Below are 22840 nucleotides of genomic sequence, written 5' to 3' on the forward strand. Positions count from 1 at the left end.
GTTCCCATGGCCGGGTTTAGCGGTCTGACGGCCGTTTCTGCAGCCGGGTTTTGGCGCAGCGACATTCGTCCCACATTGATGCTTGGCATGCCCTTGGCCGGTGCCCAGTTGGCGCAGATGGCCATCAACACGACGGATGTGTTGATGATCGGTCGGCTCGGGGCAGAAGAACTCGCCGCATCCGTTTTGGCTTTCAACGTCTACATGATGACCTGGTTCTTCGGAATGGGTGTCATTCAGGCGGTTATTCCCTTGGCGGCGAAGGCGCGCGGGCAAAAGGACTTAAGGGAAATGCGCCGTGCGGTGCGCATGGGGTTCTGGGTTGTCAGCATCTACTGTATCCCGGCTTGGGTGGTCATGTTCTTTACCGGTGACCTTCTGGTCTATCTTGGGCAGGAAGCCGATGTGTCCGCGATGGCTGGCACCTATATGCGTTATTTGCAATGGTCGCTGTTTCCGGCTCTTTTGATCATGGCCATCCGTGGCTTTCTAACAGTCATGGAAATGGCCAAGATCGTCCTGTATGCGACCATCTGCGGTGCCATCGTCAATGCGATCCTGGATTACTTGCTTATCTTTGGTCATTTCGGCTTTCCGCGCCTTGAACTGATCGGGGCTGGCATCGCCTCGGTTGGGAGTTCGCTGGCAACCTTTATTTATCTCACCGTCTATGTGCTGCGCCATAAGAGGCTGAGGCGGTACAATATTTTTGGACGCCTTTGGCGCAGTGACTGGCCGGTTTTCTTTCAGATCTGGAAGGTCGGATTGCCAATCAGCATTACGATTGTTGCCGAGGCAGGCCTATTTGCAGCTTCTGCGATCATGATCGGCTGGATTGGCACCTTGCCACTCGCAGCCCATGGCATTGCCCTTCAGCTGTCCTCGCTCACATTCATGGTGCCTGTGGGACTTAGTCAGGCGGCGATGACGCGGGTCGGTCTGGCGGCTGGGCGCGGCGACAAAGAAGCGGTTGGACGAGCCGGATGGTCTGCCCTGCTGGTGACCTTGAGCTTCATGTTCGCTTTTGCTGTGTTGTTCTGGACGATCCCGGAGCAGCTGGTGTCGCTCTATCTGGATTTCGAAAACCCGCAGGCCGAAGCGGTTCTTGCGCTTGGTGTTTCCTATTTGATCGTGGCGGCGCTTTTTCAGCTTGTTGATGGCGGGCAGATCATCGGCGTCAATAACTTGCGTGGCTTGGGGGATACGACCATCCCGCTTATTTACGCCTTGGTCGGCTATTGGGTGATCGGTATTGCTTTGGCCCTGTCCTTAGGGTTTGGAGCTGGCTGGGATGGTGTTGGCATTTGGTGCGGGCTGGCCGGTGGCTTGGTAACTGTCGCCATTCTGGCCAACTTACGCTTTTATCGCCGTGAGGCTCTTGGTCTTATTCAAGAGCCTGTCAAAAAGTCACGCACGCGGTGAGGTCCGATTAACGTGGCCCATCTTGCGCCCCGGGCGGGCTTCCGCCTTGCCGTAAAGATGCAATTTAGCGTTTGGTTCGGAAAGGATATCTGCATAGGCATTGACCTGATCTCCGATCAGGTTCTGCATGACAACGTCTGAATGTCGTTCGCATGACCCAAGTTTCCAGCCCGCGACTGCACGAATGTGTTGTTCAAATTGCGAGCACAGGCAAGCGTCTTGCGTCCAGTGTCCAGAGTTGTGAACGCGTGGTGCAATCTCGTTCACCAGTAGCTGTTCCTCGCCGCCGTTCTCCGCAGGAACAACAAACATCTCAGCGCCCATCACACCGACATAATTCAGTTTGTTGGCAATCTGGACAGCCATTTCCTTTGCCTTGCATCTCAAATCCTCAGAGGCGTTTGCAGGCACGGTTGATGTGTCGAGGATATGATGCTCGTGCCTGTTCTCGGTCAGCTCATAAGCTGCGCATGTGCCGCTTGCATCCCGCGCAACAATGACAGAGACTTCACGGTCGAAAGCAATTAGTCCTTCTAGCACAGCCGGTGCATTGTTCAGGTGCGCCAGTGCGCCCTGCGCACCCGACGCCTCGCGGATCATTACCTGTCCCTTCCCGTCATAGCCAAAGCGGCGAGTTTTCAGGACACCCTTGCCACCGAAGCGAGAAAGAGCTGTTTGAAGATCGGCTTCGTTCTTAATGTCCGCAAATGGGGCGATGGCCACACCCGCTGAGGTCAGAAACTCCTTCTCAAACAGGCGATCTTGAGAAACTTCCAGTGCCTTGGCTCCGGGGCGCAAAACGCATTGGCTTTCCAGAAAGGTAGCCGTTTCGCCCGGCACATTTTCAAATTCATAGGTGATTGCGCAGCAGCTTTTTGCAAATCCTTCCAGAGCGTCCTTATCGTCGTATGCAGCCACTGTGTAGGTGTAGGCGACATCAAATGCAGGGCTCGCCGGGTCCGGGCAAAAAATATGCGTTTTTAGTCCCAGTGTGGCCGCTGCCTGCGCGAGCATGCGACCCAATTGACCGCCGCCAAGAATGCCAATCGTATCGCCGATTGCCAGAGATCTGGTGTCTGACATTGTGGCTACCCTTTTTCTGGAAACTGCAAGATCAGGCGTCGACCGGCTTTTCGGCAACGCCAGCTGTGCGGGCTTGTCGGTAAGCGGTCAGACGGGTGTCTATTTCGTCATCAGACAGCGCAAGTACCGCTGCTGCCAAAAGTGCAGCGTTTGTTGCACCGGCCTTGCCGATGGCCAAGGTTCCAACCGGAATCCCGCCCGGCATTTGAACGATGGAAAGCAGGCTGTCCTCGCCGGATAGAGCACGGCTTTCAACTGGAACCCCGAATACGGGAAGGGATGTAAGCGCGGCGGTCATGCCCGGTAGATGTGCTGCGCCACCAGCGCCGGCAATGATAACCTTGAAGCCTTCGTCTTTGGCGCCCTTGGCGAACTCATACATTCGCTCTGGTGTTCGGTGCGCAGAGATGATGCGCGCGTCGTAAGCGATGCCCAGCTCATCCAGTGTGTCGGCGGCATGTTTCATAGTCGGCCAATCTGATTGGCTACCCATGATGATGGCGATGGCTGGTTTGCTCATTGGCTGCTCCCTGGCGCGGAAATCCCGCAGAAGGCGGCGGAGTATAGGTCCGAATTTGTCAGATGCAACCCGGACCAGAACGGAAAATCAGGAGCGAAAGTATCAGGCGATAATGTCCGGAAAGAGCTGGTCTTCAAGGCGTGAGATCTTATCCTTGATCATCAGCTTTTTCTTTTTCAGCCTTTGCAGCTGCAGAATGTCCAAATTTGCGGACCCGGCGAGGGCTGTGACCGCGGCATCAAGATCTCGGTGCTCTTGACGAAGTTCAGCTAGTTCTGCCCGAAGGAGCTGTTCGGTAGTAGGGGCCATTTACTCGTCCCTGACCTTGGTGATGACGATCTTCCTAGATCACAAACACATTAAAAAACAAGAGCCAATGCCGACCTATGCGAACTAAATTGATACCTGGGCAAGTGCCTTTGGAGCAATGCAGCCGCGGCATTTGGGTGAAGGATTTGTTTACCGAGCAAGAAAATTTGTCTCAACCTATACGGATTTTGACGGCAAAATTTTCAAGCTATGCAAAAACCGCAATCGACAAGCGGGTTTCCGTTGTGGCACGATCCTCCAGTTGACCAACCAGACAGGAGGTAAATTCCATGTCACTTCAGTCTCATCTCGCCGAGCTGCAGCGTCGTCATGCGGAAATGGAACGGAAGATTGAGGATGCCGCGCTTCATCCGAGCACGGACTCACTAGAGTTGGTTGACATGAAACGACGGAAGCTCAAGCTCAAGGAAGAGATTGAACGAATACGTCATGATCCCCCCCTTCATTAGGGTGGTTAAAAGGCGCCGCGGAATTCCGCGGCGCTTTTTCTTTGGTCTATTTATTGATTGGGCGCTACAACGCTTTTGCGCGCTCGCGAAGCTCGAACTTCTGGATTTTCCCGGTCGAGGTTTTGGGCAGTTCACAAAAGACCACGGTTCGGGGCGCTTTGAAGTGTGCGAGGTTCTCGCGGCAATAAGCGATAATGTCAGTTTCTGAGACTGAGCTGCCTGGAGCGATTTCGACAAAGGCGCAGGGCGTTTCGCCCCATTTGTCATCCGGTCGTGCAACAACAGCAGCCCCCTGAATGTCGGGATGTTTGTAAAGAACGTCTTCCACCTCGATGGATGAAATGTTTTCACCACCTGAGATGATGATGTCCTTGGATCGGTCCTTGAGCTGAATGTAACCGTCTGGATGTTTCACCCCGAGATCACCTGAGTGGAACCATCCCCCCGCAAAGGCCTCATTGGTGGCGTCTTCGTTTTTCAAATAGCCCTTCATCACGACATTGCCGCGGAACATGACCTCGCCAAGGCTGGTCCCATCTGCTGGCACGGGCTGCATGGTCTCCGGGTCAAGGACATCCAGCCCTTCAAGTGCAACATATCGCACGCCTTGCCGTGCCTTCTTGCTGGCCTGCTCGGATGCTGTCAGTCCATCCCATTCGCGTTTCCAGTCATTGACGACCGCAGGGCCATAAACTTCAGTCAGACCATAGAGATGGGTGACGTTGAAGCCAGCTTCCTTCATAGCGGCCAAGACGCTTTCCGGCGGTGGGGCAGCTGCAGTGAAAAACTCAACAACGTCGTTTAGGTTCCGAACATCTTCCTTAGGCGCATTGAGCAGTGTCGACATGATGATCGGGGCACCGCACAGATGGGTCACGTTCTCATCTGCAAGCAAATCCCAAAGAGCTTTCGGGCGAACCCACCGCAAGCAGACATGAGTTCCGGCCACCACAGATAGGGACCATGGGAAACACCAGCCATTGCAGTGAAACATCGGCAATGTCCAGAGATACACCGGATGCTTAGCCATGGACGCGGTGATGATGTTGGCTTGAGCCAGCAAATAAGCGCCGCGATGGTGATAGACCACGCCCTTGGGATTGCCCGTGGTGCCGGATGTGTAGTTCAGCGAGATCGCATCCCATTCGTCATCGGGGAGTGACCATGCGTAGTCTGGGTCTCCGGATTTTAGAAAGGTTTCGTAATCGTGGGTTCCAAGGGGTTCGCCGTCTTGCGGAAAGACAGGATCTGAATAGTCGATGATGACCGGATTGACTTTCGCCAGAGCCAAAGCCTCTTTCATGGTCGTTGAAAACTCTCGATCCGTGATCAGCACCTTTGTATTTGCGTGATCCAGTTGAAAGGCGATGATGCCCGCATCCAGCCGTGTGTTCATGGAATGCAAGACAGCTTTGGTCATAGGCACGCCATAGTGGGCTTCCAGCATCGGGGGTACATTGGGCAGCATGACGCTCACCGTGTCTCCCTTGCCGATGCCGAGACCTGCAAGTGCGGAGGCCAGTTGGCGGGAGCGCTGGTAAAAAGTCTTGTAGTTCTGGCGGCTGGACCCATGAATAATGGCCGTTTGTTCCGGAAACACATCGGCGGCACGTACCAGAAAGCTGAGTGGGCTGAGGGCCGCATAGTTGGCGTCGTTTTTTCCAAGCCCGATATCAAACGGGTTCACCATCGTGTCCAAACCATCCTCCCACATTGGTTATTTTCCGGATGAAAGCCGGAAAACTGGTTTGATGCAATGAGGTTTTGTTTTGGGGTCAGCCAATTAGACCGATCAGGCCGTCGAAGACGAGTTTCAAGCCTATTACGGCCATGATTGCGTAAATCAGCTTGTAGAAAAGCTCCTGATTGATGATGCGAACGAGCCGCACACCGGCCAGCGTCGCCAGAGGCGCAAGGGGCAGGAGGACCAGCGAAGTCATCAGGTTTTGGCTATCAAACTGGCCGAGCAGGAAATACGGCACGAGCTTGATGGCGTTGACGACCGCAAAGAAAATGACGGCTGTTCCTGCAAAGAGTGTTGGCGTTAGCCGAAGTGGAACTGTGTACAGCTGATAAGGTGGGCCACCGGTGTGGCTCACAAAGCTGGTAAACCCTGTGATGGTTCCCCAAAAAACGCCCTTCTTCAGGTCGTGATCGGCTGGCGCGAGGTCTCGTTTGCGCTTGATCAGATAGTCCAGAACAAAAATGAGTGACATCACGCCGATCAGTAACGTGACGAATATCTCGTTGACGTAAGCAGCAGTTGCCCAGCCGATTCCGATGCCAATGACAGCAGCGGGGAGTAGATAAAGCAGGGTTTTATTATCCGCTTCGCCCTTGTAGGCGAAAAGGGCAATTGCATCCATAAGCACCAAAATGGGAAGCATGATGCCGGCTGCCTGCACGGGCGATACCACCAATGCCATGCTGGGAACGCCGAACATGGCCAACGTGCCTCCAAAGCCTCCCTTGGACAGGCCAACGATAATCACAGCTGGAATGGCAGCTGCATAAAACCAAGGGTCTGTGATGGGTGTCATTCTTAGAGGGTGTCCGTAGAAGGCAGGGTGGGAGCAGGACTTTAATCACCTAAGCATGGGGAAACCAAATACGTAAAGACCCCTCCCTTCGAATGTCGTATCGGCAAGTTGTTGCATCTGAGGCTAAAACAGAACTCAATACATGTTTGTTCTGGCCCAAGATGGAGGGCTAGACGTGGCTCTGGGAGGATGTCGAGACCATGGCAAGCCGCTATCATGAAGTTTACGCAGGCTGGAAAACTGATCCCGTCGGGTTCTGGAAAGATGCTGCGGATGAGATCGACTGGGTTTCGAAGTCTGACACTGTCTTTGATGCGGATATGGGCCAGTATGGACGCTGGTTTCCTGATTGGGAATGTAACACTTGTTACAATTGTCTGGACCGACATGTCGAGCGGGGGCGTCCGGGCCAGCCGGCCCTGATCTTCGACAGCCCGATTACTGGGGACAATGCAACCTACACGTATGAAGAGTTGCTTGAACGGGTTCAGGCTTTGGCGGCCGTCCTGCAAGACCGCGGTATTCAAAAAGGGGATCGGGTTATCATCTACATGCCGATGATCCCTGAAGCTGCGATGGCCATGCTTGCCTGCGCGCGCCTTGGGGCGATCCACTCTGTGGTGTTCGGCGGCTTTGCGGCCAATGAGCTGGCTACCCGGATTGATGATGCGCAACCAAAAGCCATTATTGCTGCGTCGTGCGGTATCGAACCGGGCCGTGTGATCGCCTACAAGCCTTTGATTGATGCTGCGATTGAGCAATCTGCCCATAAGCCGCAATCCTGCCTGATCTTCCAGCGTGATCAACGCCCGGCAGACCTGATTGAGGGCCGTGATTTTGATGCAGGTGCACTGATGTCGGATGCCGACATTCAGGGACGAACCGTTGAGTGTGTGCCGGTCAAGGCGACCGACCCGCTTTATGTTCTCTACACCTCCGGGACCACTGGTCAGCCAAAAGGGGTTGTTCGGGACAATGGCGGCCACATGGTTGCGCTGAAATGGACGATGCCGAACCTTTATGGTATTGATCCGGGTGAGGTGTTTTGGGCGGCTTCAGATGTGGGCTGGGTTGTGGGGCACTCCTACATTGTTTATGCGCCGCTGCTTCATGGATGCACGACCATCATGTTTGAAGGCAAGCCGGTGGGAACGCCGGATGCAGGTGTCTTCTGGCGCGTCATTTCCGAGCACAATGTCGTGTCGCTCTTTACAGCGCCAACAGCATTTCGCGCCATTCGCAAGGAAGACCCGGAAGGGCAGCTGATCGGCAATTACGATCTCTCGCAGTTCCGGTCTCTTTTCCTTGCTGGGGAGCGTGCTGACCCCGAAACAGTGAACTGGGCGATTGACCAGTTGAAAGTGCCTGTCATCGACCACTGGTGGCAGACCGAAACCGGTTGGGCGATGGTTGGCAATCCGTTGGGACTTGGAAAACTGCCAGTGAAACCCGGTTCGCCGACCGTCCCGATGCCGGGATACGATGTGCAAATCCTCGATGATGCAGGTCATCCTCTTCCTGCAAATACGCTTGGGAATATCGTGGTCAAGTTGCCGCTGCCTCCGGGCTGTCTGCCGACGCTCTGGAGCGCAGACCAGCGATTCAACGACGCTTATCTCGCTGAGTTTCCGGGGTACTACAAGACATCTGATGCCGGCATCATGGATGATGATGGCTATCTGTCGATCATGGCTAGGACCGATGACATCATCAATGTTGCTGGCCACCGGTTGTCAACTGGAGGTATGGAAGAAGTTCTTGCCCAACATCAGGATGTTGCCGAGTGTGCAGTGATCGGTATTGCTGACAAGCTGAAGGGGCAGCTGCCATGTGGCTTTGTGGTTCTGAAGGCCGGTGTTGATCGTGAGCATGCCGAGATCGAGGCAGAGTTGATCAAGCTTGTTCGTGAGAAAATCGGCCCTGTTGCGGCGTTCAAGATTGCGATCACTGTGGAGCGTTTGCCGAAAACCCGGTCTGGCAAAATCTTGCGCGGAACCATGCGGCAGATTGCCGATGGCGAAACCTACAAGATGCCAGCAACCATTGATGATCCGGCCATTTTGGATGAGATTATTCAAGCGTTGCAGACGCACGGGATCGGCACGACCGCTTAACGCGGTGAAAGAACTTGTGCGTGCCCATCGACACGAGGCGCGTACCGTCCTATGGTCAGGCCGTTTTGCGGCCTGTCCTTTTTGTTGGGCCTGTTGAATTTTAATCAGATCCGTGAGGTTTTTTCGTGTCTCTTGAAAACAAGGTGGCCATCATCACTGGTGCGGCCAGGGGAATCGGCTTTGCTGTTGCAAAGCGGTTTGTTTTGGATGGTGCGAAGGTTGTTATTGCCGATGTTGATGATGCAGCGGGGGAGCAGGCCGAAGAGGATCTGAAGGCGCTGGGTGAAGCGACCTACATCCATTGTAATGTTGCCGAACGCCTTGATGTGCGGAATCTGGTTGCCGAAACAATCAACGCTTATGGCGAGATTGATATTCTGGTGAACAATGCCGGCGTTGTAGCTGGTGCTGATTTTCTGGAACTTGAGGAAGAGGACTTTGACCGGGTCCTGTCGATCAATCTGAAAGGCGCTTTCCTGTGTTCTCAAGCCGTGGCTCGCCATTTCGTGGAGCGCATCGAGGAAGGTGGTACACCGGGCTGCATTATCAACATGTCGTCGATCAATGCTGTTGTCGGTATCCCAAACCAGATCCCTTACTGCGTTTCCAAGGGTGGCTTGAGACAATTGACCAACACAACAGCTCTTGCACTTGCGCCGCACGGCATTCGCGTCAATGCCATCGGGCCGGGCTCGATCATGACGGAAATGCTGGCGTCGGTGAATTCTGATCCGGCGGCTCGCAACAAGATCTTGAGTCGCACGCCATTGCAGCGGGTTGGAGAGCCTTCGGAAATCGCCAGCGTAGCCGCATTCCTCGCTTCAGATGAAGCGAGCTACGTCACTGGCCAAACTATTTATGCAGATGGTGGTCGGTTGCCGCTTAACTACACGGTTCCTGTGCCAGACGCTGACTAAAGCGCAGTTTTGACATTACGAAACTGAAATACCAAAAGACCCCCGGATGAAGGGGCCTTTTTCGTGTGACTGCTATGAAGCGGGTGAACATCAGGCGTTCTCCGCTTCCGGCAGCCCTGCATTAAACTGCAGTCGCGCCAATTTGGCATATAGCCCGTTCTGGGCGCTGAGTTCTACGTGTGTGCCGGTTTCAACGATCTTGCCGCCGTCCATGACAATGATACGGTCTGCTTTCAGCACTGTTGCTAGTCTGTGGGCGATCACCAGTGTGGTGCGATCTTCCATCAAACGGTCCAGTGCTTTCTGAACGAGGCTTTCACTTTCAGCATCAAGCGCGCTGGTTGCTTCATCGAGCAGCAAAATAGGCGCATTCTTGAGGATGGCACGGGCTATAGAAATACGCTGGCGCTGCCCGCCAGACAGGGTGACGCCGCGCTCCCCGACAAGTGTGTCAAAGCCATCTTGAAGTTTTTCAATGAATTGCAGTGCAAGGGCTGCTTCAGCTGCAGACTGGATTTCATCGCGTGTTGCTTCCGGGCGCCCAAAGGCAATGTTCTCGGCAATACTTGCGCCAAAGATGGCCGTATCCTGAGGAACAAGCGCGATTTGTGCGCGCAAGTCCCGCGGGTCGAGCTCACGAATGTCTCTTCCATCGACACTTATGTGGCCTGATGTGGGGTCATAAAACCGCATCAATAAATGGAAGAGGGTCGATTTGCCTGCACCTGAAGGCCCAACCACGGCGATTGTTTCACCCGGAGTGATGTCGAGAGTGATCTCATCAAGAATTTGGAGTTTTTCTGCGGCCTGATAGGCAAACCCAATCTGATTGAAGCTGATCGCGCCGGTTGTTCGGTCCGGCAAATGCTGCGGATTTGCGGGTGCTGTAATGTCTGGCTGAACTTCCAGAAGGTCGCTCAAGCGTTCCGCTGCACCAGCTGCTTGCGACAGTTCCCCCCATACCTCTGACAGGCTGGCAAGTGCCCCGGCTGCCAGAATGGAATAGAGTAGGAACTGACTGAGTTCTCCGCCGGTCATGCGGCCATCAAAAACATCATTGGCCCCGATCCACAGAACGGCAACGATGCTGGAGCCGATAATCACGATTGCAAAGGCTGTTAGCGCCGCTCTGGAAGCTGTTGCACGGCGGGCGGCAGAAAAGGCTGATTTAACCGCGCCATGGAACCGAGACGCAGCTTGTGCCTCATTGGTAAAGGCTTGAAGAGTGCGCACAGCGCCCAGCATCTCATTCGCATAGGCGGAGGCGTCGGCAAGTGTGTCCTGCGCGTGGCGAGAGCGGCGGCGGACGGATCGGCCAAAGACGATCAAGGGCACAATGATCACTGGGATGGCGGCGAGCACAATTAACGAAAGTCGCGGGCTTGTGAACACCATCATCACCACAGCGCCAATGAACATGACGAAGTTGCGCATCGCCAGCGACGCCGTTGCGCCGAATGCAGATTTGATCTGTGTCGTATCCGCAGTCAGGCGGGAGAGAATTTCTCCGGAACGGGCTGTGTCATAAAACCCGGGGCTTAGTCGCGTTAAATGGGCAAAAACATCTGCACGTACTTCGGCAACAATCCGTTCGCCGATCCACATGACAAGGAAATACCGTGTTGCGCTTGCAACGGCGAGACCGGTTACCACGCCCATCAAGACAAAGAAATAAGCATCAATCAACTTTGGATCATCGGCCCCGAAACCGAAATCGATCATGCGCCTGACTGCTGTTGGCAAGATCAGGGTGATAATGGCAGCGGTTACAAGCGCCACAACTGCAGCGGCTGCCATCGCACGATGTCTGGCCAAGTATGGCAGTAATCGAACCAGCGGGCGGAGAGACTTTTTGTTTTTCGAGGCCGTGTCAGCGGTCATGTTTGCTTTCATATTCTACGAAATGAAGCCGTTACATACGCCAGCGGATAGAAGTCTGCCAGTCACTCTTATGAACTTGAGGTCATATCGGGCCTTATGACGCAGTGGGTGGGATTCAAAAATATTACGTGGGGGTTGTAATATTAGTTTATTTACGTAGGTGATTTTCCATATTTTTAGGAGTTTGATAACGGTCTGAGCTCAATTTCATACGTAATCACACGTATTTTTGGGGTCAGTGATGAGATTCTCTATCAAACAGAAAATGATGGCTGGGTTTGGGGCAGTGCTTGTTCTAACAGCTGGAATGGCTGGGTACGGCATTTGGAGTTCCTACTCCTCGGCCAGCTCCTTTGCCGATTACCGAACAACAGCCCGGCAAGCGAACTCCCTCAGCGGGATGACAGAAGCGATTTTGAAAGCTCGACTGGATGTTATGAAGTTCCGCCTTGGCGGGGATGCCGAACTGCTGTCGAATGTGGACACGCAAATCGCCAGCATTCAAAGCGGAATTGATCGATACAGAACCTTAGGTGGAGCCAAGGCAGAGGCGGCTGAGAAGATGAGCGCCGCTTACACCAAGGCCGAGGAGTACACATCGGCCTTCCAAAAGGCCGTTCAACTTCAAGAGCAGCGGCAGCAAGTCGTCAATGAAGTGATGTCGCCTACAGGTACGGATGCACGCAAAAAGCTAAGTGCGATCCTAACGAGCGCTTATGAAGATGGGGATGCAGATGCCGCCTATTACGCCGGAGAGGCGCTTGCTCGCCTGCTGTTGGCGCGTGTTTATGCAGAAAAATACCTTCTCGAGAATAGGGCTGAGGACCAGCTCCGGGTCCAAAGTGAGCTTGCCGCGACGAAGGATTGGTTTGCCAAGCTTCAAGGTGAATTGGACCATCCAGAGCGCGCGCAGCTTGCGGATAGTTTTGCTGCTGATCTGTCGGAATACACGAACGCATTTTCACAGACGGTTTCTTTAATTTCAGAACGAAACACGATCTATTTTGATGTTTTGGACAAGATTGGCCCTGAAGTTCTAGCCAAGTTTGACGCCGTACAAGACAGTAAGGTGGCAGAACAAGACCGCATAGGCCCTCTGTTGTCGGCCGCGTTTGCCGATAAGTAAATGATGCTGGCTGCTGTTTCCCTGCTTGTGCTTGCTTTGGGGGGCGGATCGGCTTTTGTCATCGGGAATAGCCTTGCTGGCGCTATCAACTCGCTTACTGCAGTCATGGGGCGTCTTTCCAAAAATGAGCTTGATGCAGAAATCACGGGTGATGAGCGAACCGATGAGATCGGTGATATGGCCAATGCCCTGAAAGTTTTCCAAGCGGGAATGATCGAGGCGCGTGACCTTCGGGCCGCTCAGGCTGAAGAGACGCGTCGCAAGGAATTGAGGCAGCAAGAGGTCGAGGCTGAGATCCAGAGTTTTGATGCAACGGTTCGCAACATCATGGACACGGTCAATCAATCGTCGACGGAACTGGAGGCTTTGGCGCAGACTTTAAGTGCGTCGGCGGAAGAAACATCTGTTCAGTCCAGCAATGTCTCCAATGCGTCTGACACAGCATCACATAATGTTCAAACCGTAGCCTTTGCGTCTGAAGAGTTGGCTTCGTCGATCACTGAAATTTCCAGACAGGTGCAACAATCAGCGGATATGTCGAAGCGCGCGGTTACTGATGCCAATTCAACAACGGAGCGTGTTCGCGAACTCGCAGACGCAGCCAACAGGATCGGTGAGGTTGTCAGTCTGATTTCCGACATCGCGGCTCAGACCAATTTATTGGCGCTTAATGCAACGATCGAGGCAGCTCGGGCTGGCGAGGCTGGTAAAGGATTTGCGGTTGTTGTAAGTGAAGACACTGGCGGAGCAGCCAGCCAAAGCGACTGAAGAGATTGGTCAGCAGATCGGTGCAATCCAGAGCGAAACCACAGCCAGCGTTGATGCAATCAGCAGTATTCGGGATTTGATAGACGAAATGGAAGCCATCTCGTCTACAATCGCTGCAGCTGTCGAGGAGCAGGGGGCTGCGACTGGAGAAATTGCAAACAGTGTGCAAAGTGCTGCGAACAGCTCTACCGAGGTTACACAGAATATTTCGGGTGTGAGTGAAGCAGCTGGGCAAACTGGAGCCGCCTCAGAGCAGGTTCTTGATGATGCGGGCAATCTTTCTCGCGATGCAACAACTCTTCGGAGCGAAATCTCTTCGTTCCTGGAAAAGATGCGTGCTGCCTGACTTGATCCTGTGCAGGTCATCAGCAAAGCCTCGGGCGGTTCCAACCGTACTCACCGTCCGGGGTCTTGTTTCTTGAGACTCAGAATCTCCTTGTTTCCCCTTGCGTCCTGAGGTATAGGGCGCTTTCAAGTTTTTAGGTGCTGGTGCCTTGTCGCTGGCGACAAAAAAGAAGACGCGCCTTTGGCGACCAGCCCCCTTGGGCAAGTCGTGGGGTGTAGGAAAGGAAAAGCCATGAAAGCGGATATCCATCCCGACTACCACACCATCAAGGTCGTCATGACTGATGGTACGGAATACACTACTCGCTCCACGTATGGTTCGGAAGGCGACACCCTTCAGCTGGACATTGACCCGACGTCTCACCCGGCATGGACCGGCGGTGACCGTCAGTTGATGGACCGCGGCGGCCGCGTGTCTCGCTTCAAGAACAAATACGCTGGATTCCTCGGTTCCTAATCGGACCGAAAATAACACGTTTCTGAAAACCCGGCCGTTGCGCCGGGTTTTTTGATTCTGGACAGAATTTTTGCGTCAGAACATGCAAAAAGGCCGGGCTGTTTAGCCCGGCCTGTTCAGCGTTAGCTGTGAATCTTTGTTTAGCCTGCGTTGCCAAAGGCTGCGTGGAGCTGGCTCAATTGTGATGCGACAGGGTTTTCATGATTGTCGTTGCTGTCCGCCTCTGCCTGATCTGCAGCACGGTAAAGCATTGCGTCCAGATGCACGATGCGTTCCTGAAGGCGAATGGACCGTTCGATCATGTAACGGAGTGTCTCAGGCAGATTGTCCCAAGATGGGCCACCAGTTGCGTTGGAGAGTTTGTCCAGACGAACCTTGTTCTTGTCGCTGCTCGCTTGTTCACGGGACATTTCGCCCTCGTTGACAGCGCGCTGCAAAAGCAACCAGGAGGCCAGCTGCATCAAACGTGTGGTCAGGCGCATGGATTCGGTTGCGTAGGCCAAAGAAGCCGGGCGTTCCAGTTGCTTGGCTTCAACTCGACCTTCACCGTCAAGATACATGGCCGTTTCTTCAACCAATGTCATGCCTTCCTGAAAAAGGCTCTGGAAGTTGTCGGAGTTTGCAAGACGATTGGCAAACTTTACGGGTTTTGGCCCCTCGGTGTAGCTGTGCTTGTCGTCCGTCATCTGTTCGATCCGCCTTCTTACTCGATACCTTTTCTCAGGTCCTGTGATGAGACGGTGTCTCAAATTCGGTTCTTGTGCCACTTTGGGACCTGATGAGAGTTCGACTACAGATATGCAAACCTTGTGCCATTTATAAGCTTTTCGGTAAGCTGCCTCTCTCCCCCTACAATAAACCTTCATGGCGGCAAAAAAAAGAGCCGCGTTACCGCGGCTCGAAGTCTTTAACAGGGAGGCGTCAAACAGAGTGGACAGGAGCCACTCCAAATCCAGATGACTGGATGACTCTGTTTATAATTTGGAAAGATTAATAACTAGTAAACGACTAAAATTTTAGGCATTTCGACAACGTCAATTTGAGGTTCTGGAGAGCGTTTTCTAAGTATTTGTACAAATTACAATCTATATTTTAAATACAGCGTCGGCATCACTGCGAATTTTACTACGTTTTTGCAATTCGCTTTCGGTTTTCTCAATCTCTGCCCGAAGCTGCTGGATGCGCTCACTTAATTCTTCCTCTGAATGACGGCTCAGATCCTCACCCACTTGAGGCGGATTGCCTTTTTTCGCAGTGGGAAGCTCATCATCGAAAATACTCACGGGTCTTGCTCCCTTGTCTGATTGTCATTCGCTCCACAGGTGATTACCACTAACCTTAACGCTTCAAGCAAGATTAGGGAATTGGCATGACAAAACTGCCCAGCACCATGACCGCTATCGCGATTTCGGAGCCCGGAGGACCGGACGTCCTGAAAGAGGAAATGCGTCCTGTTCCCCAAGCGGGGTCTGGTGAAATTCTCATCAAGGTGGAAGCGGCAGGGGTTAATCGTCCCGATGTGTTACAGCGAAAAGGTGCTTATCCGCCGCCAAAAGGTGCCTCGGATCTTCCAGGTCTTGAAGTTTCGGGAACCGTTGTGGCACTCGGTGAGGGGGCTAGTCAGCATAAATTAGGATCCCAAGTAACAGCGCTTTGCCCGGGCGGCGGGTATGCAGAATACTGCACCGTGCCAGAGCAACATGCGCTGCCCGTACCGGCAGGACTTTCTATGGTTGAGGCTGCGGCCTTACCAGAAACTTTCTTCACGGTCTGGAGCAATGTATTCGACCGGCTTGGACTGGTTGCTGGAGAGCGTTTTCTGGTTCATGGTGGGACGTCCGGAATTGGGACAACGGCCATCCAACTGGCGAAAGCGTTTGGGGCAGAGATCTTCACCACCGTTGGGTCTGACGACAAGGCTGAAGCAGCCAGAGCGCTCGGTGCTGATCATGTGATCAACTATCGCACGGCTGACTTTGTCGATGTCGTGCGTTCCAAGACAGACGGACAGGGTGTCCATGCGATCCTTGATATGGTCGGCGGCGATTACGTAATGAAAAACTGGAAAGCGGCGGCTGTAGAAGGGCGGATTTGTCAGATTGCCACGCTGAACGGTGTTTCAAGCGAGACCAATTTCTCCCTGCTCATGGTCAAGCGCCTCTCTCATACGGGATCGACATTGCGGCCACGCGATAATGCCTTCAAGGCCTCAATTGCAAATGCGTTGCGGGAGAAAGTGTGGCCATTGATTGAGCAGGGCAAAATTAAGCCGGTCATGGATTGCACCTTTCTCCTTCGGCAGGCATCAGAAGCGCATAAACGGATGGAAACATCTGAGCATATTGGCAAAATCATGCTGACCGTCGATTAGGCTAGAAAAGCTTCAAAATTTCGCGCTCGTTCATTTGCCTTTGGCCAATGAAAAGCATATATTCGGGCTAACTCCCGTTCAATTTGGACATTGTATCGTTTTTTCGCCCTGCCAGGCGAGGAAGCCGACGAAAGGAATATGACCGATGGCGAACACGCCGCTGATGCCGAAGGCCACCGCTGTCTGGCTCGTTGACAATACTGCGCTCAGCTTCGATCAGATTGCCAGCTTTTGTAAGCTTCATCCGCTTGAGGTGAAGGCTATTGCTGATGGTGAAGCTGCTCAGGGCATTAAAGGTCTTGATCCGATTTTGACCGGCCAGCTGTCTCGCGAAGAAGTTGAGAAAGCGCAGAACGATCCGACCTATCAGCTATCGCTGCAGGGATCGAAGGTCGTTCTTCCTGAGGCAAAGAAAAAGGGGCCGCGTTATACGCCTGTGTCCCGTCGTCAGGATCGACCGAACGCGATTTTGTGGCTCGTGCGTCATCATCCAGAGCTGAAAGACGCGCAGATCATCCGTCTCGTTGGCACCACCAAGCCGACGATTGCAGCTATTCGAGACCGGACCCACTGGAATTCTGCAAACCTGACGCCTTCTGATCCGGTAACGCTTGGATTGTGCAGCCAGCTAGAGCTCGATATTGAAGTTGAAAAGGCTGCTAAAGACGCTCCAGTCCAGCCGCAGGTCGAGGCACCGGAAACGCTCATGTCTGTCGATGAAAGCACCAGCGAAGAAGCTCTCGCAGCTGCGTTCAACATCGATACCACGCGGCCGGTCGCTGAACCGGAAGAAGAGATCGATGCAGACGCTGTCTTTGCAAAGTTGAACTCATTGAAGAATGACGACGACAGCAACAGCTGAGCGCTCGACATAAAATGACAGAAGCCGCTGGTGGGTAAGCTGCCAGCGGCTTTTTTATTTGTGATCCGCGTGTTTAGATGAGGGTTATCGCTCTGTCAGCTTCAATTCGATCCGGCGATTCTTTGCGAGCGCTTCGGGTGTGTCGCCCTCTTCTAGGGGCTGGAACTCACCAAAGCCTGCAGCTACAAGACGCTTTGGATCAATGCCCTGATCAACCAGATATCGCACAACAGAGATGGCACGGGCCGCGGACAGTTCCCAGTTGTTCCTGAGGCGCCCTGTTCCCGAAAGGGGACGAGCATCTGTATGTCCATCAACTCGCAAGACCCAGTTGATTTCATCGGGAATTTGGACTGCCAGCTCTTTTATGGCGTCGGCGAGTTTCTTCAGCTCGACCTGGCCTTCCGGATTGATATCTTCTGAGCCAGAGCCAAACAAGACTTCAGACTGAAACACGAAGCGGTCCCCGACGACGCGTATATCGGAACGCTGGGAGAGGATCTCGCGGAGCCGACCAAAGAAGTCTGAACGATACCGGGATAATTCCTGGACGCGTTGAACAAGGGCGGCGTTCAGGCGTTTGCCGAGGCTGGCGATTTTTGCCTGGCTTTGATTTTCCTTTGCCTCTGACGCCTCGAGCGCAGCATTGGCAGCAGCTAATTGGCGGCGCAGCGCTGATATCTGCTGGTTGAGCAGTTCTACCTGAGCCAGAGCCCGCTGGCTGACCTGCTTTTCATCATCCAGAAGGTTTTCAAGCTGGGCCGCTTTGCCGCCAGCTGCATCTGCTTCACCAGAGCTGCTCTCCAGCAGGCCGAGCAGGCGGTCCCGCTCCCCAGTGGCATCACTAAGGCTGGCTTGTAGGCCGGTGATGGTGTCTTCCAGCTCGCGTGCGCCAGCGCGCTCCAAAGCCAAAAGCTGCGTGAGTTCGGAGATCTGAGCGTTCAGGCGATTGAGAACCGTGTCGCGCCCAGACAGCTGTTGCGACAGGAAAAACTGCGCGAGCATGAAGATGGAAAGCAGGAAGATGATGACCAGCAAGAGTGTGGCCATGGCATCAACAAAACCGGGCCAGTAGTCCGTGCCTTGATTGCGTCTGCGGGCGCGCAAGCCTCCGGCCATAGCCTACTCCTTTGCGCGGTCAAATGCAGCGGCAATAGAGGTCAAAAGGCTTTCAATCCGCTTTTGTTGTTCGCCCTGACCTTCAGCCCAATCTCGCATCATTTGCTGTTCGGACCGGACGTGCTTCACAAGCCCCTGAATACCTTCTGCCAAATTGGCCATAGCTTGTGCTGCGTTCTTGCTGCTGCCTTCCTCCATGGTTTTTTGAAGAGAGGCGAGCGCGGCCTGAACCTGATCAACACTGCCACTGCCCCGGTTCTCAAACGGAACGTCTTCCGGTTCAATATCCGTGACAGTTGAAAGCCAGTCTTCCAGTTCCGTGTAAAAGCGGTTTTGAGCTTGTCCGGCTTGAAGGTCGAGGAACCCGAGAACAAGAGATCCTGTCAGGCCAAACAGGGAGGATGAAAACGCTGTACCCATGCCGGAAAGCGGGGCTTCGAGACCTGCTTTCAGGTCTTCGAAAATCACATTGGCGTCCCCGGAACCGACGTCCAGGGACTGGATTGTGTTGCCTACGGCGCTCACCGTCTGCAACAAGCCCCAAAAGGTGCCGAGAAGGCCGAGGAATACGAGTAGTCCGGTCAAATAGCGGGAAATCTCACGCGATTCTTCAAGCCGCATGCCAATCGAATCGAGAATGGAACGAGCGGTGGCCGGTGTCAGCGTCATTTCGCCGACTTTATTGCCCAGCAGCGTTGCCATTGGGGCCAGAAGGACCGGAGATTGTGCGTCAAGTCCCGGGTCGCCCATGCGGAAACTGTTCACCCAGGAGATTTCAGGGAACAGCCGGATTACACGCCCGAACAGTAAAAGCACGCCAAAAACAGCCACGAGCACAATCAGACCGTTGAGGCCGGGATTGCTCATGAAGGCCACTGAAATCTGGCGATATAATATGAAAGCGATGAACGAGACGATCACCAGAAAGATGATCATGAAGGAGAGGTATGCCCGTGGACTGGACAGACTGTAAGGATCAAAGTCTCGTGCCATGACTCGCCAAATTCGCCAATGAACCGTAACCAATTGATAGCGCGTTTTGATCGGCCATGAAAACCGTTAATCTTGTTCAGATGGTGGCTTAACCACCGTTAACGTCACCTGCGCGGCAGGTTTTCTCCCGCACAGGTGGGCAGTCGGCTCATTTTTGAAAACTTTAGGCGTTTGCCGCGGACTTCAGGAATTTGAGAATATGGCGATGCGCGAACTCGTTGCCTGCAACAACGTCACCTGATTCCAGTGATTTATCCTTGCCGCCAAAATCGGTGACGTAACCACCTGCTTCCTTGACGAGTAGAAGTCCCGCCGCAATGTCCCAGGAGTTCAGCTTGTGTTCCCAAAAGCCGTCCAGACGTCCGGCGGCGACCCATGCCAAATCCAGAGCAGCAGCACCCGCGCGGCGAATGCCTGCGGTTTCCGGCATCACGTAACGAAGTTCCTTCAAAGCGCGGCCATGATCGCCGCGACCAATGAACGGGAGGCCTGTGCCGAAGACCATGTCTGCGGGATTTTCGCGAGCGGCCACACGAAGGCGGCGATCATTCAGGTATGCCCCACGTCCACGCTCAGCGGTGTAGAGTTCGTCCATCACCGGATTGTAGACAACGGCCGCCTGAATCTGACCGTTGCGCTCAAGAGCAATGGATGTCGCGAAGATCGGTATTCCGTGAAGAAAGTTTGTGGTGCCATCGAGCGGATCAATGTGCCAACGGTGATTGCCGTCGCTTCCCTCTACCTCGCCTGATTCTTCCATGACGAGGCCATAGGTCGGGCGCGCTTTGGTCAGTTCGTTGCGAAGGATCTCTTCTGCCCGCCGGTCTGCCGCGGACACGAAGTCACCGGGCCCTTTGCGTGAAACCTGCAGGTTTTCAACTTCGCCAAAGTCACGTGTCAGTCCACGGCCTGCCTTCGTGGCAGCCTGGACCATAACGTTCAAGATTGCTGTGCGCGCCATGTCTATGCCGTTCTTGTTGGGTGCGGCAGACGCCTGCCACACCGAAATTCATTTGAGTGTCTTTTAGTCCGCGCGGCGCACGTATTCCAGAGTGCCAGTGTCGACAATGATCTTCTCACCAGCTGTGATAAACGGCGGGACCATGACGCGAACGCCGTTTTCCATGATGGCAGGCTTATATGACGAAGACTGGGTCTGACCTTTGACGACGGCATCAGCTTCACTGATTTCCAGTGTCACGTGCTGCGGCAGGGTGATGCCGATCGGACGTTCTTCATGCATCTCCACGGTCACCATCATGCTGTCTTGCAGGAACGCGGCCCGGTCACCAACAAATTCAGCCTGAAGTTCCAGCTGTTCATAGGTGTCTGTGTCCATGAACACCAGCATGTCTTCCTGTGTGTAGAGATACTGGAAGTCTTTTTGCTCAAGGCGAACACGCTCGACCTTGTCTTCAGACCGGAAGCGCTCGTTGAGCTTGCGGCCGTCCAGAAGGTTTTTCATTTCCACCTGAGCAAATGCGCCGCCCTTGCCCGGCTTCACGTGGTCAACCTTGACCACTGCCCACAAGGTGTCCTGATGTTGCAAAACGTTGCCCGGCTTGATTTCGTTACCGTTGATCTTCATGAACCGACCGATTGTCTGATGTTGGGATCTCGGGCACGCTTCGGGCCTGATGCGGGGAGCGTGCCAATTTGATTGGCGCTTGAACACCACACTTGGCCGCAGGATTCAAGGAAAAAACGCCGAAAGGCGTCTCCAATCTGTCCGCATAGATTAAGGTGACGGCGGTGTTTGATCGGAGCCGGGTGCCAAAAGTGTAGCTGTGTATTGGTTGGCTTGGGCTTGCGCAGCCTTGATGACATCGCTGTCGAGTGTGTCGACAAACTCATCGAGCAGTAGGTCGGGGACGCCCAATGTGCGGGCAACATAGTGCCACGCGGCTGCCTGCATCTGATTTGGGGTTTTGCCACGCCCATTTGCATAGATCCGGGCCAACCGGTTCATGGCCACAGGATTGCCTGCGAGGGCTGCGCGCTCAAACCAGGCGGCGGCTTCTGCCTCGTTTGGGTCGAGGCCTTTCCCCTGATGCCGCAGGATTCCGTAATAGACCTGCGCCGAGGTGTGGCCGCGGCGGGCAGCCCGCCCAAGCCAGAACGCTCCCTGACCTTCGTTGATTTTGCCGTCGATGCCTTCAAGAAAGGACAGCCCGAGGGAATATTGGGCTTCCGGTTCGTTCAGGCGTGCTGCTTGCACCAACAGCTCTCGTGCCTTTTCTGCATCATACGACCGCCCCTCGCCAGCCTGATACGAGAGGGCCAGGTTATAAAGCGCGGTTGGATTGTCAGCTTTAGCTGCGATCTCGAAATAGTCAGCAGCTTTCTTCTTGTCCTGTTCAACCCCATTGCCGAGCAGATAAAGCTGACCGAGGCGAACAGCTGCATATGCATTGCCTTGAGCGGCGGCCAGCGTATACCAGTCAGCCGCCTTTGCGTAATCCAGTTTGATACCCTGTCCGGTTTCATGCAGAACACCCAGCAATGTTTGAGCTGAAGTATCGCCTTCTTCAGCCAAAGGCGTTGCCATCGCAAGGGCGGTGAGGAACCAGCCTCTTTGAAAGGCGCTGTAGGCGATTTCAGGCGTTAGACCGGTATCTTCAGGAACCTTGGGAGGTCCGGCATCAATGACGGACACCAATCCCAGTGGTTGCTCGTCGTCGGTGTTGACGGTTTCCTCTGTGGCGTCTCTCACCTCAGAAGTAGGTTCAGTGCTTTCCTGAGCATGGGCAGCAATGGGTAGCGTGAGCAAAAGGCCAATCAGAGCAAGACTGTTGAACGCTGAGAGCGTCCGCTTTATCGCAAATGTTCTGGAGCTGACTGGCCAATGTTGCATGGGGTCAATCGTCTTCCTCAAATGGATGTTTTTCCAAAATCTCGTTGGCCGCCTTGACTGCAGCGACTGGACCATCAGTGTGCGTCCAGACCGCATCTTTCAAGGCGACAAAATCGGCACCCGTTGCAGCTGCAGCCTCAACAGAGTGCAACGTCTTACCGCCAAGCGCAACACAGGGTGTCTCGAACAGCTCAGCCCACCAGTCTGCTTTGCTGAGTGTTTTGGAATGAGCTTCATCCTGTTCTTCCAGATCGAGCTTGCCGAAGAACAGGTAGTCAATGCCGGTCTCTGCCGTTTCCATGTCTTCGTGCTTGAGTTTGGTCCCGCCCGCTCCAACGATCTTGGCAGGCTGGAAGCTCTCAACGGCCATTTTGATGTCGTCCAGAGACTTGTCTACATGAACCCCATCTGCGCCCGTTCGACCTGCGGCTTGAGTGTCACCATAGATCAGGGCAGCAGCACCTGCTTCTTGCGCTATCGGAACCAAAAGTTCAGCAGCAGCCTGAACATCACGAGAGCTTGCTTCAGGCATGTAGATCAGAACGCAGGCAACATCGCCTCCAGCGAGCGCTTCGCTCAGCTTGGTGGCCATTTCTGCCGTTTCAAAGGACGGCGGTGTAATAAGAAAGAGGCGTGGCCGGTTCACTGTTGTGTCTCTGTGTTGACCCAAAAGGGCGGTTCAAAGGAAG

The 22840-nt window shown here is 54.0% G+C and carries 24 protein-coding genes; 10 read left to right on the forward strand and 14 right to left on the reverse strand.

Annotated elements, in window-relative coordinates; all coding sequences use genetic code 11:
• The first annotated feature begins 6 nt into the window (after window positions 1-6).
• Window positions 7-1422 (forward strand): MATE family efflux transporter, encoded by a 1416-nt coding sequence (locus TRICHSKD4_RS13905; protein ID WP_009467632.1) that lies wholly within the window; start codon window positions 7-9, stop codon window positions 1420-1422.
• Here the strand turns inward: TRICHSKD4_RS13905 and TRICHSKD4_RS13910 are convergent.
• The 3 genes from TRICHSKD4_RS13910 to TRICHSKD4_RS13920 all read right to left on the reverse strand — a co-directional run bounded on the left by TRICHSKD4_RS13910 (window position 1408) and on the right by TRICHSKD4_RS13920 (window position 3334).
• Window positions 1408-2505, reverse strand: coding sequence for a 5-(carboxyamino)imidazole ribonucleotide synthase (locus TRICHSKD4_RS13910; protein WP_009467633.1), 1098 nt, complete (start codon window positions 2503-2505; stop codon window positions 1408-1410). The two genes, TRICHSKD4_RS13905 and TRICHSKD4_RS13910, sit on opposite strands and share 15 nt — an antisense overlap.
• Before the next feature lie 31 nt (window positions 2506-2536).
• A complete protein-coding gene (gene purE / locus TRICHSKD4_RS13915; protein WP_009467634.1) occupies window positions 2537-3025 on the reverse strand; it encodes a 5-(carboxyamino)imidazole ribonucleotide mutase in 489 nt (162 codons plus the stop codon).
• 102 nt (window positions 3026-3127) lie between these two features.
• Window positions 3128-3334 carry a YdcH family protein gene (locus TRICHSKD4_RS13920; RefSeq protein ID WP_009467635.1) on the reverse strand — a complete coding sequence of 69 codons (207 nt, stop codon included), beginning with the start codon at window positions 3332-3334 and terminating at the stop codon, window positions 3128-3130.
• A gap of 290 nt (window positions 3335-3624) precedes the next feature.
• Here TRICHSKD4_RS13920 and TRICHSKD4_RS13925 point away from each other — a divergent pair, with 290 nt between their 5' ends.
• Window positions 3625-3804, forward strand: a complete 180-nt coding sequence (locus TRICHSKD4_RS13925) for a YdcH family protein (RefSeq protein ID WP_009467637.1) — start codon at window positions 3625-3627, stop codon at window positions 3802-3804.
• Between the two features lie 64 nt (window positions 3805-3868).
• Here the strand turns inward: TRICHSKD4_RS13925 and TRICHSKD4_RS13930 are convergent, their stop codons facing one another.
• Both TRICHSKD4_RS13930 and TRICHSKD4_RS13935 read right to left on the reverse strand, forming a co-directional pair.
• A complete protein-coding gene (locus TRICHSKD4_RS13930) occupies window positions 3869-5518 on the reverse strand; it encodes an acyl-CoA synthetase (protein ID WP_009467638.1) in 1650 nt (549 codons plus the stop codon).
• A gap of 61 nt (window positions 5519-5579) precedes the next feature.
• The gene (locus TRICHSKD4_RS13935; protein WP_009759592.1) at window positions 5580-6344 is read right to left on the reverse strand and encodes a sulfite exporter TauE/SafE family protein; all 765 of its coding nucleotides are present in this window, start codon (window positions 6342-6344) and stop codon (window positions 5580-5582) included.
• Window positions 6345-6544: 200 nt separating this feature from the next.
• On the opposite strand from TRICHSKD4_RS13935, the gene TRICHSKD4_RS13940 reads away from it, so the two are divergent.
• Together TRICHSKD4_RS13940 and TRICHSKD4_RS13945 are read left to right on the forward strand one after the other, a co-directional pair.
• Window positions 6545-8458, forward strand: a complete 1914-nt coding sequence (locus TRICHSKD4_RS13940; RefSeq protein WP_009759594.1) for a propionyl-CoA synthetase — start codon at window positions 6545-6547, stop codon at window positions 8456-8458.
• A gap of 125 nt (window positions 8459-8583) precedes the next feature.
• Window positions 8584-9375: an SDR family NAD(P)-dependent oxidoreductase gene (locus TRICHSKD4_RS13945; RefSeq protein WP_009759595.1), complete on the forward strand. Its 792-nt coding sequence runs from the start codon at window positions 8584-8586 to the stop codon at window positions 9373-9375.
• A 90-nt stretch (window positions 9376-9465) separates the two neighbouring features.
• Here TRICHSKD4_RS13945 and TRICHSKD4_RS13950 read toward each other — a convergent pair whose 3' ends face one another.
• The gene (locus tag TRICHSKD4_RS13950) at window positions 9466-11256 is read right to left on the reverse strand and encodes an ABC transporter transmembrane domain-containing protein (protein WP_009759596.1); all 1791 of its coding nucleotides are present in this window, start codon (window positions 11254-11256) and stop codon (window positions 9466-9468) included.
• 241 nt (window positions 11257-11497) lie between these two features.
• Here TRICHSKD4_RS13950 and TRICHSKD4_RS13955 point away from each other — a divergent pair, with 241 nt between their 5' ends.
• The 4 genes from TRICHSKD4_RS13955 to rpmE all read left to right on the forward strand — a co-directional run bounded on the left by TRICHSKD4_RS13955 (window position 11498) and on the right by rpmE (window position 13952).
• Complete coding sequence (locus TRICHSKD4_RS13955; RefSeq protein WP_040616892.1) at window positions 11498-12382, forward strand: MCP four helix bundle domain-containing protein; 885 nt, start codon at window positions 11498-11500, stop codon at window positions 12380-12382.
• The gene (locus TRICHSKD4_RS31695; RefSeq protein WP_009759598.1) at window positions 12383-13150 is read left to right on the forward strand and encodes a methyl-accepting chemotaxis protein; all 768 of its coding nucleotides are present in this window, start codon (window positions 12383-12385) and stop codon (window positions 13148-13150) included.
• Entirely contained in the window at window positions 13113-13496 is a 384-nt protein-coding gene (locus TRICHSKD4_RS31700; RefSeq protein ID WP_009759599.1) for a methyl-accepting chemotaxis sensory transducer, read from the forward strand. Before TRICHSKD4_RS31695 ends, TRICHSKD4_RS31700 begins: the two co-directional genes overlap by 38 nt.
• A 231-nt stretch (window positions 13497-13727) precedes the next feature.
• Window positions 13728-13952, forward strand: coding sequence for a 50S ribosomal protein L31 (rpmE, locus tag TRICHSKD4_RS13965; protein ID WP_009759600.1), 225 nt, complete (start codon window positions 13728-13730; stop codon window positions 13950-13952).
• A gap of 140 nt (window positions 13953-14092) precedes the next feature.
• On the opposite strand, the gene TRICHSKD4_RS13970 is transcribed toward rpmE, so the two are convergent.
• Both TRICHSKD4_RS13970 and TRICHSKD4_RS13975 read right to left on the reverse strand, forming a co-directional pair.
• Window positions 14093-14638, reverse strand: coding sequence for a DUF1465 family protein (locus TRICHSKD4_RS13970; RefSeq protein ID WP_009759601.1), 546 nt, complete (start codon window positions 14636-14638; stop codon window positions 14093-14095).
• Window positions 14639-15037: 399 nt separating this feature from the next.
• Entirely contained in the window at window positions 15038-15235 is a 198-nt protein-coding gene (locus TRICHSKD4_RS13975) for a DUF1192 domain-containing protein (protein ID WP_009759602.1), read from the reverse strand.
• 86 nt (window positions 15236-15321) lie between these two features.
• On the opposite strand from TRICHSKD4_RS13975, the gene TRICHSKD4_RS13980 reads away from it, so the two are divergent.
• A complete protein-coding gene (locus tag TRICHSKD4_RS13980; protein ID WP_009759603.1) occupies window positions 15322-16323 on the forward strand; it encodes an NAD(P)H-quinone oxidoreductase in 1002 nt (333 codons plus the stop codon).
• 145 nt (window positions 16324-16468) lie between these two features.
• Window positions 16469-17185: a DUF1013 domain-containing protein gene (locus TRICHSKD4_RS13985; RefSeq protein WP_009759604.1), complete on the forward strand. Its 717-nt coding sequence runs from the start codon at window positions 16469-16471 to the stop codon at window positions 17183-17185.
• 84 nt (window positions 17186-17269) lie between these two features.
• On the opposite strand, the gene TRICHSKD4_RS13990 is transcribed toward TRICHSKD4_RS13985, so the two are convergent.
• The 6 genes from TRICHSKD4_RS13990 to TRICHSKD4_RS14015 all read right to left on the reverse strand — a co-directional run bounded on the left by TRICHSKD4_RS13990 (window position 17270) and on the right by TRICHSKD4_RS14015 (window position 22797).
• Window positions 17270-18304 carry a peptidoglycan -binding protein gene (locus tag TRICHSKD4_RS13990; protein WP_009759605.1) on the reverse strand — a complete coding sequence of 345 codons (1035 nt, stop codon included), beginning with the start codon at window positions 18302-18304 and terminating at the stop codon, window positions 17270-17272.
• Between the two features lie 3 nt (window positions 18305-18307).
• Window positions 18308-19297: a hypothetical protein gene (locus TRICHSKD4_RS13995; RefSeq protein ID WP_040616893.1), complete on the reverse strand. Its 990-nt coding sequence runs from the start codon at window positions 19295-19297 to the stop codon at window positions 18308-18310.
• Window positions 19298-19460: 163 nt separating this feature from the next.
• Window positions 19461-20258, reverse strand: coding sequence for an inositol monophosphatase family protein (locus TRICHSKD4_RS14000; RefSeq protein ID WP_040616927.1), 798 nt, complete (start codon window positions 20256-20258; stop codon window positions 19461-19463).
• Between the two features lie 63 nt (window positions 20259-20321).
• A complete protein-coding gene (efp, locus tag TRICHSKD4_RS14005) occupies window positions 20322-20885 on the reverse strand; it encodes an elongation factor P (protein WP_009759608.1) in 564 nt (187 codons plus the stop codon).
• Between the two features lie 150 nt (window positions 20886-21035).
• Entirely contained in the window at window positions 21036-22151 is a 1116-nt protein-coding gene (locus TRICHSKD4_RS14010; RefSeq protein ID WP_009759609.1) for a tetratricopeptide repeat protein, read from the reverse strand.
• Window positions 22152-22155: 4 nt separating this feature from the next.
• The gene (locus TRICHSKD4_RS14015; RefSeq protein ID WP_009759610.1) at window positions 22156-22797 is read right to left on the reverse strand and encodes a thiamine phosphate synthase; all 642 of its coding nucleotides are present in this window, start codon (window positions 22795-22797) and stop codon (window positions 22156-22158) included.
• Window positions 22798-22840: the final 43 nt, after the last annotated feature.

This window comes from Roseibium sp. TrichSKD4, assembly GCF_000148725.1.
Taxonomy (GTDB): domain Bacteria; phylum Pseudomonadota; class Alphaproteobacteria; order Rhizobiales; family Stappiaceae; genus Roseibium.